The sequence below is a fragment of the Wolbachia endosymbiont of Wiebesia pumilae genome, from assembly GCF_017869285.1.
GTDB classification, from domain to species: Bacteria; Pseudomonadota; Alphaproteobacteria; order Rickettsiales; family Anaplasmataceae; genus Wolbachia; species Wolbachia pipientis.
Genome location: NZ_CP054557.1, coordinates 1,175,193 through 1,190,388, shown reverse-complemented (window position 1 = coordinate 1,190,388; position 15,196 = coordinate 1,175,193). Strand labels below are relative to the sequence as shown.

The window sequence follows — 15,196 nt, the reverse complement described above, 5'->3', positions numbered from 1 at the left end:
TGCATCAAATTTTATTCTACGAAAATGTCATACAAGTTCACCATTATTTGACAATAAAGTAAAACAATTTAAAATAAATAATTATATTAATATAAAAACAATGAAGAGAACATTTCAACCAAAAAATTTGATAAGAAAGCGCAGACACGGATTTCGTTCACGTATGGCAACAAGAGCTGGAAGAAAAATCCTTAATAGGCGCCGTTCATTAGGGTGTAACAAATTATGCGCATAGTAAGTATAAAAAAAAAGATTTTTCTTCTGCTTTCAAAAATAAGTTAGCACTCAACAGTCTTTTTTATCGTGGGCTTTATATATCACTGTACGCTATAAAAGAAAGAGAACCTGAAAAGTACATTCATACTATTAGAGTAGGTCTGGCTATCAGTAAAAAAACCGGAAAAGCAGCAAAAAGAAATAAAATAAAAAGGCAACTACGAATGCTTGCTAAAATTAGCATTTTAAATATAAGTAATATAGGGCACTACTACATAATACTAACTCATAGAAACATTATGCAAGCAAGTTATAAAAATTTACAAAAAGATCTAACTATTTGCTTAAAAAAGATAAAATAAAAAAAAATCTCAATTAAGGTATTTACAACTATATTTTTTATGATAATATAGGTAAAATTTTTAAAAATAGTTAATGGGTGTGGTGAATGGTAGAGCATATAAAAGAGGTAAATAACACAGGCTTTGGTCAGATGTATCAATTCTTATTTCTTCCTAAAGGAACAGGAACAGATTGGAGGTCAGCATTTCGCCAACAAGAAGAATTATTTAAAAAAGTGGGAGGTAATGTAATATTACCAGAAATCAGTAATTCTCCTTCAAAAGGGAATCAATTAGGGGAAGTAGGAACAATGCTAAATAATGTAGAAAATGACCAAGAACATATAAGAAAAAAAAGATATCGTAGTTAAAGTAAAAACTTAAAGAATAGTAACAAAACAAGAAAGTTAAAATATAAGTATACCTACTGTCTAATTAACAAAGAAATTTTTATAAACTTGGCGGCGACCTACTCTCCCTTTTCAAGTACCATCAGCGCTAAAAAGTTTCACTTCCGAGTTCGAGATGAGATCGGGTGGTTCATTTTTGCTATAGCCACCAAGTCAATAAAAATTTCTAACTTAACAATTTTAACTTAATATTTAACACTGCATACACACATATAGAAAGCAAATAAATCAATCAGGCTATTAGTACTAGTTAGCTTCACATGTTACCATGCTTCCACACCTAGCCTATCAACGTGGTAGTCTTCCACGGCCTTAATTGGGAAATCTTTTTGAAGAGGGTTTCTTGCTTATATGCTTTCAGCAATTATCCCATCTATACATAGCCACCCAGCGATGCTATTGGCATAACAGCTGGTACACCAGAGGTATATCCATCTCGGTCCTCTCGTACTAGAGTCAGACCTTCTCAAATTTCCTTCACCCACGGCAGATAGAAACCGAACTGTCTCACGACGTTCTAAACCCAACTCACGTATCACTTTAATCGGCGAACAGCCGAACCCTTGGGACCTTCTTCAGCCCCAGGATGTGATGAGTCGACATCGAGGTGCCAAACGGTGTCGTCGCTATGAACGCTCGAACACCATCAGCCTGTTATCCCCGGCGTACCTTTTATCCGTTGAGCGATGACCCTTCCATACAGAATCACCGGATCACTATGACCGACTTTCGTCTCTGCTTGGCTTGTCAGCCTCGCAGTCAGGCAAGCTTATGCCATTATACTATCAAGCTGATTTCCGACCAGCTCTAGCTTACCTTCGCACGCCTCCGTTACTTTTTAGGAGGCGACCGCCCCAGTCAAACTACCCACCATACAATGTCCTAGTTCCAGATAATGAAACATAGTTAGATATCAAAAGTGTAAAGGGTGGTATCTCAAGGTTGACTCCATTATAGCTAGCGCCATAACTTCAAAGTCTCCCACCTATCCTGCACATCACACTTTTAATAGCAATGTAAAGCTATAGTAAAGGTGCACGGGGTCTCTTCGTCTAACCGCGGGTACCCCGCATCTGCACGGGGAATTCAATTTCGCTGAAGTGATGTTGGAGACAGTGGAGAAATCGTTACGCCATTCGTGCGGGTCGGAACTTACCCGACAAGGAATTTCGCTACCTTAGGACCGTCAGTGTTACGGCCGCCGTTTACTGGGGCTTCAATTCGGAGCTTGCACCCTTCCTATTAACCTTCCAGCACCGGGCAGGCATCAGACCCTATACTTCCACTTACGTGTTTGCAGAGTCCTGTGTTTTTAGTAAACAGTCGCTACTCCCTATTTTGTGCCACCTACTCATAGTTGCCTAAAAGCAGGTTACCCTTCTTCCGAAGTTACAGGTATAATTTGCCGAGTTCCTTCAACATCATTCTTTCAACACCTTAGTATACTCTACTCATCCACCAGTGTCGGTTTGCGGTACGGCCTCATAAATATAAGTGCTATTTCCTGGAGCTTCTTTTAAGCATAGATCAATCCAATAAGATCTATACAAATACGAAACCCGTCACACTTAAGAGGTTTAGGAATATTAACCTAATTGCCATCGACTACTCCTTTACGGACTCGCCTTAGGAACCGACTAACCCTACGCAGATTAACTTAACGTAGGAACCCTTAGATTTTTGGTGAGAGTGTTTTTCACACTCTTTTACGCTACTTATGTCAGCATTCTCACTTCCGATATCTCCAGCAGTTTTCACAAACCACCTTCACAGACTTACGGAACGCTCCGCTACCGCGCCTATTGATCGAAATCAATAAGCACTCACATCTTCGGTATACAGCTTTAGCCCCGGTACATTTTCGGCGCAGAAAAACTTATTTAGACAAGTGAGCTGTTACGCTTTCTTTAAAGGATGGCTGCTTCCAAGCCAACCTCCTAGCTGTAATGGTTTTTCTACTTCCTTCCCCACTTAGCTGTAATTTTGGGACCTTAGATAGTGATCTGGGTTGTTTCCCTCTTCACCACGGACTTAGCACCCGTAGTGTGCCTGCTGTATAATTAATTGTTGGTATTCGGAGTTTAGTTAGATTTGGTAAGACGGTGAATCCCCCTAGTCTATCCAGTGCTCTACCCCCAACAACATACATACAACGCTCTACCTAAATAGATTTCGCGGAGAACCAGCTATTTCCAAGTTTGATTGGCCTTTCACCCCTAATCACAACTCATCCAATAATGTTGCAACATTAACTGGTTCGATCCTCCAGTGTGTTTTACCACACCTTCAATCTGGTCATGACTAGATCACTTGGTTTCGGGTCTAATCCATAAAACTAAAACGCCCTATTCAGACTTGCTTTCGCTACGCCTACACCTAACGGCTTAAGCTTGCTTCATAGATTAACTCGCTGACCCATTATGCAAAAGGTACGCTGTCACTCTAAATATCAATAAATTGATATAGAGCTCCAACTGTTTGTAAGCACTTGATTTCAGATTCTATTTCACTCCCCTCCCGGGGTTCTTTTCACCTTTCCCTCACGGTACTTGTTCACTATCGGTCGTTAAGGAGTATTTAGGCTTGGAGGATGGTCCCCCCATATTCAAACAGGATTTCACGTGCCCCGCTCTACTCAAGGATTTAAAAACTTTCTACTTATACAGGACTATCACCTTCTATGGTTACTATTTCCAGAGTATTCTAATTCTTATTCTTAAATCACTAGCCTTTTCCGCTTTCGCTCGTCACTACTAACAGAATCTCGGTTGATTTCTTTTCCTTTGGCTACTTAGATATTTCAGTTCACCAAGTTTGCTTTACATACTTAGTACGTAATAACTAGCTAAACTAGTTGGGTTTCCCCATTCGGAAATCTGCGGATCAAAATTTGTTGACAATTCCCCACAGCTTATCGCAGCCTGCCACGTCCTTCATCGCCTCTTAACGCCAAGGCATCCATCAAGTGCTCTTAATAATTTATTTATCCGACTATATGCAGAATATGCAGAGTTAAATATTATTAAAATTGAATTGAGATTAAATTAATCTCTACCATAAAACTTGTCAAACATCTAAAAACTAAATTAATCTTTTATATGTTATAACCTAATAAATAATATGTCAACGCCTTTTTGCACAAAACATTTACTTATATTATCAACAACAATATACTAGCAATCCTAAACAGTATAATCTGAGAAATATGTGGTAAACTTATATATACAGTAAAAATTAATAAAAAAGATATTTTGTAAGATAAAATGTGTTAAAATCAATTGCCTAAAAATGATAATAAACATTCGGAGTATTTCTAACGTATGAAAAGTAATCTCTCTTTTATAAAAAACGTTGCTTTAAATTGTATGTCTAAGCTCATTGGCGTATTAAATATTAAGAAAGTAAAACACTTCATTGTGAATAAATATAATACTCTTCATAAAGAAATGACAGTGCTTCTTAAAAAATCTAAGAACCTGTTAAACACCAACATTGAAATCGGTTTATATCACTTTTATAAAGGTAGCATATCAGATGCAAAGTTACGATTTTGGTTAATTAGCATATTTTACCCCCATTTACCTATAGTCTGGTATAACATCGGAAGGTGTCATTTTGCGGTAGGGAATACTAACAAAGCTTATAATTATTTAACAAGGGCACTAAAATTAGATAATGACCACGAGGAGGCGTCTTACTATATAAAAAAAATGACAAACTCAGCGCCTATTACAGAATTGCCAAAAAACCTCATAAGACAATATTTTGATTACACAGGTGAATATTTTGTTGAGCATTGGTTGATTGCCAAACAATATAGAGGGCATGAACTTGTACACATGATAATTACAAAAATCTTCAACAACTCCACTTCTGAGCTCAATATACTCGACCTTGGTTGTGGAACTGGAATATGTGGTCATTTCTTGAAAATAAATAGTATTGGAAACCATATAACAGGAATTGACATTTCAAGTAGAATGCTAAATATCGCAAGAGGATGCTTTATAAAAGGTAAGCCTGTTTACAATGAATTAATACATATGGAAATGAAAGAGTTTCTTAAACAAGAGAAAAACCAGCAGTATGATGTAATTATCTTTGCTGAAGTGCTACATTATCTACATGACTTTCAAGAAGAGTTGGAATTAGCAAAAAGATCTACGAGCAAAAAAGGAGTTATTGTATGTTTAATAAGAAGAAAGGAAGGTGAAGGTATTGACTTTGTAAACAAAGGAGACTATTTTCGTCACTCAGAAAGTTATGTTCAACATGTTGCAAAAGAAATAAATATGCAAATAAGTTATATGAGTTACTGTAAAATATATGGCAGTCAGGTTGACGGTATCTTGTTTGCATTACAGCATCAACAAAAAAATCCGAAAAACCTAACTTAAAAATCGCTCAAAATGACTTTTAAGTACCTATATATAATAAAAGAATAAAAGGAACTTTATGAATAACATTACCATTAATTACGCAAAGGACAGCAAATTAACCGACTTTGGAAAAGCAGTTCTATCAGACAGGTATTTAATAGAAAATGAAAGTTATCAAGACCTCTTTGCACGTATTGCTAATTACTATTCTGATAATAAAGAACATGCGCAGCGTCTTTATGACTACATGAGCAACTTGTGGTTCATGCCTTCAACACCAATACTCAGCAATGGTGGCACTAAGAGAGGGTTACCTATCTCTTGCTTTCTTAATGAAACCGAAGACAGCTTGCAGGGAATAGTTGATCTATGGAACGAAAATGTTTGGCTTGCTGCACGTGGAGGAGGCATAGGTAGTTATTGGGGAAATTTACGCTCAATAGGCGAAAGCGTAAAGGGTAGCGGCAAAACATCAGGAATTGTTCCATTTATTGTAGTGCAAAATGCTCTAACGCTTGCAATTAGTCAGGGATCCCTAAGGCGAGGAAGTTCAGCAGTCTACCTTCCTGTATCTCATCCGGAGATAGAAGAGTTTCTAGATTTACGCAAGCCAACAGGCGGTGACCCAAATCGCAAAGCGTTAAATATACATCATGCTGTAATAGTAACAGATAAATTTATGCAGGCTGTTGAGAATGATCAAGAATGGAATTTAATAAGCCCTCACAACAATAAGGTTATTTCAACTGTAAAAGCGCGGGATATATGGATCAAAATATTAACAGCAAGAGTTGAAACTGGAGAACCTTACATTATTTTCCTTGATGCAACAAATAACAATAAGCCAGAATCTTACAAAAAGCTCAACTTAGACATCAAGATGTCAAATCTATGCAGTGAAATAACTTTAACCACAGGTTATGATCACCTGAATAAGTCACGCACTGCTGTGTGTTGTCTATCATCCGTAAACCTTGAGTACTACGAAGAATGGAAAGACAATAAACTCTTCATAGAAGATATAATGCGCTTTCTTGATAATGTATTGGAAGATTTCATAAATAAAGCACCGAATGAAATGCAGCGAGCAAAATATTCTGCAGCCAGAGAACGCAGTATTGGTCTTGGTGTGATGGGCTTTCACTCATTTTTACAAAGCAAAATGGTTCCTTTTGAATCAGTAACAGCACAACAATGGAATAAAAAAATATTTAAGTATTTACGCGAGCAAGCAGATATAGTTTCTAAAAAATTAGCAGAAGAAAAGGGAGCATGTTCTGATGCCAAAGAAGTTGATCTAATGGAAAGGTTTACACACAAACTCGCTATTGCTCCTACTGCCTCGATCTCCATTATTGCAGGTAATACCTCCCCTGGAATAGAACCATACGCAGCAAACGTATTCATACAAAAGACACTTACAGGCTCATTTGTAGTGCGAAATAAATTCTTGCAAAAACTATTAGCAGAAAAAAATCAAGACAATGATAAAATATGGTCTTCAATTTCAACAAACGAGGGTTCCGTTCAGCATTTAGATTTTCTTAGTGAGCATGAAAAATTGACATTTAAAACAGCGTACGAGCTTGACCAAAGATGGATTATAGAACATGCAAGTAATAGAACTTCGTATATTTGTCAATCTCAATCAGTAAATCTGTTCTTACCTGCCAACGTACATAAACGTTACTTGCACAAAATACACATGCTTGCTTGGAAAAAAGGATTGAAGAGCTTATATTACTGCAGATCACAATCAATGCAGAGAGCCGATAAGGTCTCGCATGACATATTCAAAAAAAGTGAAATATTGCAACAAAAAACAGATATTGACTACGATGAATGTCTGTCATGCCAATAGCGTCCTTACTCAGAAAAAGTAGAGAGAAAGTTAAGCAAATGGGTAAATAGACTTCTTGCATAACCATATAACGCACTTTTATTGGGAATAGAAACGAAAAAACTTCCTTGACAAACTCCGCCAGCCCTCTTATCATAAAATTGAAGCTATTTATTTATCTTCTCTGTACAGATTAAATGACAAAAAAACTCACGTATCTGGCGTCTCATGTTTAATTTTTTGCACTATGTGCACCTTATGTCTTTATAAAACTTCTACCTACATAAGCTGAAACGCGCTTATAAAGCGTTTAAAACATAAAAAAACGCCAACTTAAAAAATGGATAGTGAATAACTAGCTACCCTAGGGTTTCTTTTGCCTTTTTTTCTGTTTAGTAAATTTCTTAAACATTTATAGCTAAGGTTAGTTGCATTTAAAAGCAGCTGAGTCGCGGTTATTAAGCGTTTAGAATAAAAAAACGCCATACTTGAAAGTATAATGTAAGTAATTAGCCAACTACGGGGCTTCTTTTGCCTTTTTTTTCATTTGGTAAATTTCTTAAACATTTATGGCTAAACGACAATCGTCATCCCGCTACTTGTTAGCGGCCGAGATACCGCGAATGAATCGCGGTATGACGGTTCGCGGTGGCATGACGATAAAGTTTATACCTCGTCATCCCGCTGCTTGTTAGCGGGATCTCTTGTTAGCGGCTGAGATACCGCGAATGAATCGCGGTATGACGGTTCGCGGTGGTATGACGGTTCGTGGCAGCATGAAGATAATCCCGCTACTTGTTAGCGGCTGAGATACTGCGGCGGTATGACGTAGATTGCTGTCATTCCGCTACTAGTTAGCGCCGCAGCGGTATGGTGTAGGAAAATTAGCTATATAGCTAACTTGTACCACGCGTTAAAGCTTTTAAACAGGTCTTGGTTTACTTACTCCATTATTTTCTTTATTATCAGATATCATTTTAAATAATATGGAGGAGCAAATTGTCAGCAATTGCCATTATTGATTTTGGTTCACAGTTTACACAGCTTATCGCAAGACAAGTAAGAGGAATGGGTGTTTATTGTGAGATATTTCCAAGCAACATCAGTTTTGAAACAATATCAAAATTCAATGGGTTTATTCTCTCTGGAGGACCACAATCTGTAAATGATGATTGTTCTGAAACAAGTAGAGTAGTACATGAAATTATAAAACTTAATGAGGCAACAAGCGTTCCTATACTTGGAATATGCTATGGACAGCAACTCATTTGTCATTATTTTGGAGCAAAAGTAAAAGAGAGTTTCAAACAGGAGTTTGGTAGAACTAAAATCAAGATACTAAAAGAATCCCCCATTGTAAAGGATACCTGGGATGTTAATTCTGAAGTGGATGTATTAATGAACCATGCGGACAGTGTTGATACTATACCACAGGGATTTACTGTTATCGCATCAGGTGTGATAAATCAAACAATTGCAATGATTGTCAACGAACAGCGGAAGATTTACTGTACTCAGTTCCATCCTGAGGTTAAGCCCACAACAAATGGCAGTAAATTGCTCTCTAACTTCTTGGATATTGCAAATTGCAAAAGAGACTGGACAATGAAGTCGTTTATTGAGGAGCAAAAGGAAAAAATCAAAAATGTAGTAGGAGAGAAAAAAGTAATCGCTGCAGTAAGTGGTGGGGTTGATTCAAGCGTTGCAGCGGCTCTCACACATAAAGCTATAGGAAAACAATTGAACTGTATTTTTATCGATACTGGGTTGTTACGCAAGAACCAAACCATCGCTATGTTGAAAGAGATTCCGATAAATTACGTTGATAAATCAAATTTATTTTTGAGTAGGTTGAAGGGAATAACTGATCCAGAAGAAAAGCGAAAAATTATCGGTAACACTTTTATTGAAGTGTTTGAAGAAGAAGCAAAAAAAATAGGTGATGTGGATTTTTTGATGCAAGGTACCATCTACTCTGATGTAGTTGAGTCAGGGCATGCCTCAGACAACACTAGTACAATTAAGTCTCACCATAATGTTGGTGGGTTGCCAGAAAAGATGAATCTGAAGTTAGTGGAGCCTTTACGTTACCTCTTTAAAGATGAGGTAAGGCTACTTGGAAAAGAAATTGGGCTTTCAGACGAGATAATATTTCAACATCCATTTCCTGGACCCGGACTTGCAGTGAGGATTATAAGTGAAGTCGATAAAGAAAAGGTGCAAATATTGCAAGAAGTAGATGAAATATATATTAATACGATGAAAAATTACGATCTATACGATAAGATATGGCAAGCTTTTGCTGTATTATTACCAATAAAAACTGTAGGCGTTATGGGAGATGGTCGTACGTATGGATATGTTTGTGCTTTAAGGGCTGTAACATCATCTGATGGTATGACAGCCGATGCATTTCCATTTGAAGATAAGGATCAACACTTGCTAGTATTTTGGGATTTTTTACGCAATGTCGGCAGTATAATTGTTAATAATGTTCCCGGAGTAAATAGAGTTGTTTATGATATCACTTCTAAACCACCCGCAACTATTGAGTGGGAGTAAATCAAAAAGATCCCGCTGCTTGTTAGCTGGATCTAGAGATACCGCGAATGAATCGCGGTATGACGGTTAATTTTCTTTATTTTGCTTATAATTTCCACAAGCAGTGCAAACATAAATGAAGAATACAAATATCCTTTTGGTAATTCTATATGAAATCCATGAAGTATGAGGTACACACCGACAAGTAAAATAAATAAAATGGCGATTATTTTTAACCCTGGGTTAGATTTGATTAACTGGGCGGTATAACTTGATAAAAACAGCATTGCTAGCATGGAAAATGTAAATGCTGTAGCAATTATTACCATGTTATAAGTTAGTGCTATAGCAGTTAATATCGAATCAACCGAAAAAACTAAATCTATTAATATAATTTGTAGCACAACTAAAAAAAATTTTGATTTAACGTTTGCTTTCTTTTTATTTTTCTTACATACAAAGATGTCATCCCGTAACTCCATAGAGCTCTTAACAATAAGGAATAATCCCCCTGCGATCATAAGTAAATCCCTTGCTGATGCAGTGTGAAATATAGGTTTTTGCATTGACAATATAGATGATGTAAAAAATAGTATTACAAAACGCATTAATAGTGCTAATCCAAGGCCCATAAGGCGCACTCTTTCTCTCAGCGCATTTGGTACCTTATCTATTGCTAGAGAAATAAAGATTAAATTGTCTACACTAAGTATAGTTTCAAGTAGTGTAAGTGTCAGTAAAGTCCAAGCATCAGTTAGCATTTTTGTTTCAAATTCGGTTCTTCTTACTCTACAATAGATGTGTAAAAATTAAGTGACTTCACTCAGAAGTTTTATAGCAGTTCTCCAGAAAAACAGGATATATAAAGTTCAGCAGCTTCTTCTATTTTCGTTTTTGAGCAAAATCAATAATAAGAGAGTTTCTTATTTTCATGCACGCAAATAAGATAAAGCCTTATTTTCATTTTTGACTTTATTTGAAAATAATATATACTATAAAAATAGTGTGCTAGGTTGAATGAATGTATATTAAAGGATCACCATCAGGCAAAGTATTCGCTGGTTATCAGGCATTTATACCAAGCCCCTTGCCACCAAAATTTGAATGGGACAATGATTTAGTTAGTAGTCTTTAAACCCTTACTTTACTATAAGGAAAGTGGTTGAAAACTTAGGTGTCGTATTTACAACAGCCCAAAGAGCAATCGTAAAGCTTGAAGATTTAGGCATCGTTTCACAAACTTCTCAAGGAAAGAGAGATCGGGTTTATTGTGCAACTGATATTTTGAATATTCTAGAAGAACCAACTAAGATTACAGAGAACTTCGATAGCACATTGTAGCTATTGCGATGAATAAATTCAGCAAACAGCAAGCTTAAAGAGTCTGATCCAATGGACATGCTGAACAAAAAGTAAGGAGCTCCTTTTGGAGGATTATATTAACTTATTAATTAATTGCTTGACTTTTAGCAGGATTTATTATATTATTTATTAATGAGTAATGCAATCAAACCAAGGAGGATAGCATGATAAATAATTTGGATTCAATAATTCTTGGAATAAAAGATGGTGAAAAGGCGATTGAAGATTTAAGGGTTGTTCTTAAAAAAAGAAAAGAAGAAGTTATTACTACACAGACATTTAATTACGCTTTACAATGCCCACAAACTACAAAGGAAGCGATAGTACACGAAATTCTGCTTCATTTTATACAAAATCCTGGCGAGCAATCACTAGAACAAGTAATACAATACTTAGATGGAGCAATACAATCTGGGATATATGCAAAAAACAACCCAATAAGAAATCTAGATGAAGAATTTCGTACTCATATAAACTTTAAAGATGAAGAGGGAAATACATTACTACATCATGCAGTTATAGGTAATAAAACTGAAGAAATAACCACCCTGCTTGTTACATATAGTGCAAATCCTTTGATACAAAACGCGGATAATAAAATTCCTTCAGATTTAGCTCAGGGAAAAACAAAAGAAGTGCTTATTCAAAGTATGAAAAAACAAGCTAATACGAAAAAAGAAAGTGCTATGGTAGGCAGTTTGGTGCCTGGCGTAATAATTGGTGGTTTTCTTGGTGTTGTACTTGGAGCTGGTGTGTGTGTTGCAGTAAGTCTTTCTGGTGGTATGATACTAGGTGTAATGATAGCATCTTCTCTTGTTGCTAGTATAGCTATTGGACTGGCCATGTATTTTTTGAGTCAAGACTATGAACAGGCTAAAGCGATAGAAAAAACTATTAGCACTGTTAGCTCTGAAATATCTGTTGATGATACAACTGTCGCAAATGGTAAAAAGGGGCCACAACTTACATAGAAAAAGCTATAGTATTTTTCAAACTAAATAATAAACCTTGTAATTAGGATATTCTGGATTCCAGCGTCACGCGCTGGAATGACAACTGTGTTTTTGTTTTTTTGTCATCAAATACTCCTACTCTTTATGTCATCCAAGTGTCCTGACTACTTGGATCCAAGAAATTTAATTGTTTTAAATTTTCCCCTCTATACACCTATTTAAAATTTATGTTATTCACATGTGCAATATAATCTATAATAACGTTTATCAATACAATATATTAAAAAATATTATGAGCTTCGTAAAAGAAAAAAACACCCCTGTGATGGAGCAGTATTTGAACCTGAAAGCTCAATACAAAGATCATCTGCTATTTTATAGGCTAGGAGATTTTTATGAATTGTTTTTCGATGATGCTATTAAAGCTGCGAAATTGCTGAATATAGTGCTCACTAAGAGAGGTAATTCGTGTGGGCAAGAAATACCAATGTGTGGAGTGCCAGCACACAGTAGTGAATCTTACCTGCACAAGCTAATAGATTTAGGATTCAAAGTAGCAATCTGTGATCAATTAGAAACTGCTGATGAAGCAAAAAAGAGGGGCTATAAATCCATAGTAAAACGTGATGTAGTGCGAGCTGTAACTCCAGGTACAATTATAGAAGATTCACTACTGGAGGATAAAAGCAATAATTATCTCGCATCCATAGTTGAACAAAATGACGAATATGCTATTAGTTGGCTTGAATTATCGACGGGAAAATTTTTTCACACTTTAACGAGTTTGAAAGCTCTAGATAGTGATTTATTGCGTATATCACCAAGAGAATTATTAATTTCTGAAAAATTCACTGAGGATGAAAAAATTAGATCGATTTTAAAAAATTATAAAATATCAATTACGCAACACGCACAGAGCTTTTTTGAGTATAGTAAATCTCACAGAACATTATGCGAGTTTTATAAAATCAGGGAACTTGGGAGTATAGGAAATTTCAGCAAAGTAGAAATCATGGCGTGTGGTGCGCTGCTTGAATATGTCAGAGTAACACAAAGGGGCTCTATTCCAAGGCTTGAATTCCCAAAAACCTATAAGCAACAAAATTTCATGCTTATTGATGCTTCAGCAAGGAGAAATCTTGAGTTGTTTTCAACTCAATTTGGTGAAAAGAAAGGTTCACTAATTTCAGTTATTGATCATACAGTTACAGCTTCTGGTGGACGCCTGCTCAAACAAATGCTCGCTTCACCCCTTGCTTGCTCCAAGGCAATCAATTTGAGGCTCAGCACCGCTCAATTTTTTGTAAATAATCATGATTCACGCAGAAAAATACGAGAGATATTATCTAACATTCCGGATATTGAAAGGTCTTTATCGCGCTTAATACTAGGGCGTGGTTCACCAAAGGATATGAACCTATTGAAAATAGGCCTAGGAAAGACTTTAGAATTGTCTGAGTTCTTATGTAAAATTGAATCAGGTGAAAATGGATCTCTCCCACAACAATATGTCATCCAAACTGAGATCCAGCCAGCGTCACGCGCTGGAATAACAGTAAAATCAGACGAGAGTGAACTAAGCACAATACATAAAAGCCTTGGCAATCATAAAGACCTATTTGAACTGTTAAATAGTGCTATACTCGATAATAACCTCAGTTCCGTGAAAGAAGGAGGATTTATTCACTCAAAATACAACTCAGAATTATCTGAGTTATCTTATATATTGAACAACAGTAACAAGTTGGTAACTAAGCTCCGTGAATCTTATCGCGATCTTACTGGCATTGCCGCACTCAAAATATTACACAACAACATACTTGGTTATTACGTTGAAGTGTCGGCAAATCACAAAATAACTTCGGATATATTTATTCATAGGCAAAGCTTAGCAAATAGCATGCGCTACACTACTAATGAATTGAAAGAACTAGAAAATAAAATTCTTACGGCACGTGATGCTGCAATCGGCTTAGAAATGAAAATTTTTAGTGAACTGTGTAGTGAAGTCGCTAAAGAATCTGAAAAAATTGCTCTTGCTGCAAATGCTTTGGCAAAACTTGATATTAGAACCGCATTTGCAGAGCTTGCAGTGCAAAATAATTACGTAAAACCCATTATTGATGACAGCAAAGAGTTCAATATCTGTAGCGGAAGACATCCAGTGGTTGAAGTTAACGATAAATTCATTGCAAATAGCATCAATTTAGCTGGTATACATCTAATTACTGGTCCTAATATGGCTGGAAAAAGCACTTTCTTGAGGCAAAACGCTCTCATTGCAATTTTAGCTCACATGGGGTCATTTGTGCCAGCAGAGAGTGCACATATTGGAGTGATTGACAAGATATTCAGCAGGGTTGGCGCAACGGATAATATAACAGCTGGTTATTCTACCTTCATGGTAGAGATGATCGAAACAGCAACGATAGTAAATCAGGCAACGGACCGTTCCTTGGTGATACTTGATGAAATTGGTAGGGGCACAGGGGTGTATGATGGATTATCTATTGCACAGGCGGTGATTGAACATATTCACAATGTAAATAAGTGCCGCGCCATTTTTGCAACTCATTATCATGAATTAACTAAAGTAAGCAAATACTTGAAGAACGTGAAATGTTTTTGTGTAAAAATAAGAGAGTGGAACGGAGAGGTTATTTTTCTACATGAAGTAATTGAAGGCATTGCAGATGAGTCATATGGAATACATGTAGCAAAACTTGCTGGTTTTCCTGATTCTGTTTTAAATAGAGCAAGTGAAGTGTTTGAGGAGCTGAAGGCTTGAATCATTATTATAAGTGAAGAATTACCTATACAATCGTGGTAGTAGCTATAGAAACGAAAAACTTACTTGACACCCTTCGCCAGCTCCCTTATCATGATAGTGAAGCTATTGTATTTGCTTTCGCCAATCTGCAGATTAAAAGGTAAGGATTACTTAATGTATCGGCGTCTTATGTTCAATTTTTTGTAGTATATAGATACTGTATGTCTTTACAAAACTTCATCTACATCTAGATTTTTATCTAAATAAGCTGAACGTGCTTATAAAGCGTTACAAGACATCAAAAAATGCCAATACTCGACAGAGATAGTAAAAGACTAGCTAACTCGGGGATTCTTTGTCTTTTTTTCTGCTTAGTAAATTTCT

8 protein-coding genes, 2 rRNA genes and 1 pseudogene are annotated in these 15,196 nt (G+C 36.2%); 8 read left to right on the top strand and 3 right to left on the bottom strand.

All coding sequences use genetic code 11. The features are described from left to right. Window positions 1-100 precede the first annotated feature (100 nt). The 3 genes and pseudogenes from rpmH to HUB92_RS06215 all read left to right on the top strand — a co-directional run bounded on the left by rpmH (window position 101) and on the right by HUB92_RS06215 (window position 928). Entirely contained in the window at window positions 101-235 is a 135-nt protein-coding gene (gene rpmH / locus HUB92_RS06225) for a 50S ribosomal protein L34 (protein WP_006279898.1), read from the top strand. Between the two features lie 67 nt (window positions 236-302). Further along, window positions 303-578 (top strand): annotated as a pseudogene (gene rnpA, locus HUB92_RS06850) (ribonuclease P protein component); the annotation flags it as partial. 86 nt (window positions 579-664) lie between these two features. Then, a complete protein-coding gene (locus tag HUB92_RS06215; protein WP_077188558.1) occupies window positions 665-928 on the top strand; it encodes a hypothetical protein in 264 nt (87 codons plus the stop codon). An 85-nt stretch (window positions 929-1,013) separates the two neighbouring features. On the opposite strand, the gene rrf is transcribed toward HUB92_RS06215, so the two are convergent. Both rrf and HUB92_RS06205 read right to left on the bottom strand, forming a co-directional pair. Then, window positions 1,014-1,120: ribosomal RNA gene (rrf, locus tag HUB92_RS06210) — 5S ribosomal RNA — on the bottom strand. A gap of 66 nt (window positions 1,121-1,186) precedes the next feature. After that, window positions 1,187-3,952: ribosomal RNA gene (locus tag HUB92_RS06205) — 23S ribosomal RNA — on the bottom strand. Between the two features lie 335 nt (window positions 3,953-4,287). Between HUB92_RS06205 and HUB92_RS06200 the strand changes: the two genes are divergently transcribed. The 3 genes from HUB92_RS06200 (at window position 4,288) to guaA (ending at window position 9,748) form a co-directional block, all read left to right on the top strand. Next, entirely contained in the window at window positions 4,288-5,364 is a 1,077-nt protein-coding gene (locus HUB92_RS06200) for a methyltransferase domain-containing protein (protein WP_010082287.1), read from the top strand. A 58-nt stretch (window positions 5,365-5,422) separates the two neighbouring features. After that, complete coding sequence (locus tag HUB92_RS06195; RefSeq protein ID WP_209472729.1) at window positions 5,423-7,207, top strand: ribonucleoside-diphosphate reductase subunit alpha; 1,785 nt, start codon at window positions 5,423-5,425, stop codon at window positions 7,205-7,207. A 978-nt stretch (window positions 7,208-8,185) separates the two neighbouring features. Further along, window positions 8,186-9,748 carry a glutamine-hydrolyzing GMP synthase gene (guaA, locus tag HUB92_RS06190; RefSeq protein ID WP_010962427.1) on the top strand — a complete coding sequence of 521 codons (1,563 nt, stop codon included), beginning with the start codon at window positions 8,186-8,188 and terminating at the stop codon, window positions 9,746-9,748. Window positions 9,749-9,780: 32 nt separating this feature from the next. Here the strand turns inward: guaA and HUB92_RS06185 are convergent, their stop codons facing one another. Further along, complete coding sequence (locus tag HUB92_RS06185) at window positions 9,781-10,488, bottom strand: TerC family protein (RefSeq protein ID WP_038199715.1); 708 nt, start codon at window positions 10,486-10,488, stop codon at window positions 9,781-9,783. Window positions 10,489-11,253: 765 nt separating this feature from the next. Between HUB92_RS06185 and HUB92_RS06180 the strand changes: the two genes are divergently transcribed. Beyond that, entirely contained in the window at window positions 11,254-12,060 is an 807-nt protein-coding gene (locus HUB92_RS06180; RefSeq protein ID WP_209472727.1) for an ankyrin repeat domain-containing protein, read from the top strand. Between the two features lie 274 nt (window positions 12,061-12,334). After that, window positions 12,335-14,830, top strand: coding sequence for a DNA mismatch repair protein MutS (gene mutS / locus HUB92_RS06175; RefSeq protein WP_209472725.1), 2,496 nt, complete (start codon window positions 12,335-12,337; stop codon window positions 14,828-14,830). The last annotated feature ends 366 nt before the right edge of the window (window positions 14,831-15,196 follow it).